We start from the raw sequence: 2,463 nt of genomic DNA, 5'->3' as shown, positions 1-2,463 counted from the left end.
CTCCGTGAGAGCATCGAGGCCGATCCGGTGCCGCTGGCGGAGCTGACGACTGGCAACACTCCGCTGGAGCAGTCCGAGTGGCACCTCGTGACGACGACTGGCCGCTACCTTCCGGAGGCAGAAGTTCTACTACGCCAACGAGCGGTCGACGGTAAAGCCGTGTACCAGGTCTTCGCCGCCTTTCGAACCGAGAAGGGCACTGACCTTCTCATCAATCGCGGGTGGGTTCCAGTCGGCGAGAACAATTCGGTGCCGGACTACCCTGCGGTACCGGCTGATCCCGTGACCATCACCGCCAGGCTCCGAATGGCTACCGATGCGCCAGCAGAGCCCACCGTTTTGCATGGTCGACACATGGTGCGCAATGTCGAAACCTCCGCAATAGGTCCGCTTGTGGGCCTCGACCTCGTGCCGCATCACCTCCAACTCCCCGGAAACCAACCCGGGTCGCTCGAGCCGGTGCCGACGCCGTCCATCGAGGCGGGCAGCTACCTGTCCTATGGGTTGCAGTGGCTCGCGTTCGGGGTCCTAGCACCAGTTGGCTTCGGGTACTTCCTGTGGAGCGACATCCGAGAGCGCCGCCGCAACCGTGCCGATGGCATCGACCTCGAAAACGACGCCGGCGAGGGCCCCCAGGGGCGGACCGACGACGGTGACAATACTGCTACCGACGCATCAGGCCGTCCCGTTGCTACTACCGCCAGCGGACCCATCTCGCATGAGCGCCTCATCGAGAAGACTGTTCGCGATCGCTACGGCACCAGGTTCGACGCGGAACGACGGCGCCATCTGCGACAAGGTAACCGTCTCGATTATTGAGTGCTGCTGCCTCAATGTGCTGACCGAACCTTTCCTTTCCGTCGCCGTGTCCCGCCAGGCGGCTACCCATCGACCTCTCGATTGACCTCGAACGACTCCGGGGCCTTCGAGGTGCAACCCGAAGCCTGGTTGGCGACGGCCTCGGCGGGCCCCGCTAATTTCCCTGGCTCCGCCGACAGCAGGACCCCCTTGGTCGCGATCCCCCTTCGTCCATTCCGGTTCTCGGGGTTGAGCTTTCTATGATGAGCCCATGAGTTCTCCTCTGGCGAGCGTGCGCCGACCTGTCTGGCCGGTCATTCTGGTCCTGCTCGTCATCGGTGCCGCTCTAGCGGTCATGCTGTCCGGATTATCAACAGCCCAGGCCCTGGTCCTTTTGGGTATTCCCGACCCTGGGATCCTCACCACTGCCGGGCTACCTGCCACACGGGTAGTCGCCGAATTGCTCTGCGCAGTCGCGGTGGGCACCGCGATGTTCGCGGTGTTCTTCACACCTGCGGCACCCGATGGGACCCTCGACGTGGCCGGGTATCGCGCACAGCGACTCTCATCGTGGGCGAATCTGGCATGGGCGGCCTCGGCCGCGCTGCTCATCTTGCTCACCCTCTCGGACACTTCGGGCAAACCATTATCCGCCTCGCTTCCGCCCGAGCAGTGGATTCTCGCCGTCGAACAGATCGAGGTCGCCTCATCGTGGCGGTGGGCTGCGTTGCTGGCTTTGATTGCAGGCATCGGCCAGCGCTTCAGCCTCTCGTGGCGTTGGTCGGCGGTGTGGCTCGCCGTCACCGTATTGTCACTGCTGCCGGTCGCGGCGACGGGACATGCGGCAGGCGCGGTGGCGCACGACATCGCCACCAATTCGCTGATCCTTCACCTCTTTGCCGCCGCAGCATGGGTCGGCGGCCTCATCGCCGTGCTTGTGCACGCCTGGTGGGGAGGCAAGAAGGTCGCGCTCGCACTGCGTCGATTCTCTGCGGTCGCGACCGTGGCGATCGTGGTGATGGCACTCAGCGGCGTCATCAATCTCTTCACCCGTTTGCGCCTGTCCGACCTGCTCACCTCCACATACGGATTGCTTGTCGTAGCTAAACTGTTCGCCCTGGCCCTACTGGGCTTGTGTGGTTTGCTGGTACGCGCCCGCATCCTCGCCGATCTGGACAGTCGGGACCCCGACGCACCGCTTCGCCGGCGCATCCTCATTCGTATCACCGGCATTGAGGCTGGATTGATGGCCGCGACTATGGCCATCGCTGTATCTCTGGGCCGCACCCCGCCGCCGGCACCTCGCTACCTCCCGAGCGTTCACGAATCGCTGATCGGCTTCCAACTCTCCGGGCCGATCACCATGGCCACGATCGTCGGGCAATGGCGGTTCGATCTACTCTCGGGAACACTGGCGGTCGTCGCGCTCGGTCTTTACCTCTGGGGCTTACGAACGCTGCGAAGGCGAGGAATCGGATGGCCGACCGGTCGCACCATCTCGTGGGTGGCCGGCTGTGTGTTCCTCTTTCTGACCACCAGCTCGGGCTTCGGCATGTATGCGAGAGCCGAGTTCTCCGCCCACATGACCGCACATATTCTGCTGTCCATCGTCGTGCCGATATTCCTCGCAATGGGGGGGCCGATGACCCTCGCCCTCCGTGCTCT

2 protein-coding genes are annotated in these 2,463 nt (G+C 63.9%); both read left to right on the top strand.

What is annotated here, in order from left to right; translation table 11 throughout:
- A partial coding sequence (locus HMPREF3086_RS18215) for an SURF1 family protein (RefSeq protein WP_141764139.1) occupies window positions 1-819 on the top strand: 819 nt, incomplete at its 5' end.
- A 250-nt stretch (window positions 820-1,069) separates the two neighbouring features.
- Window positions 1,070-2,463: bifunctional copper resistance protein CopD/cytochrome c oxidase assembly protein (locus HMPREF3086_RS16525; protein WP_083324496.1), on the top strand; the 1,394-nt coding region annotated here is incomplete at its 3' end.

This window comes from Dietzia sp. HMSC21D01 (assembly GCF_001815995.1).
Taxonomy (GTDB): Bacteria; Actinomycetota; Actinomycetes; order Mycobacteriales; family Mycobacteriaceae; genus Dietzia; species Dietzia cinnamea.
This window is presented reverse-complemented; position numbering and strand designations above follow the sequence as displayed.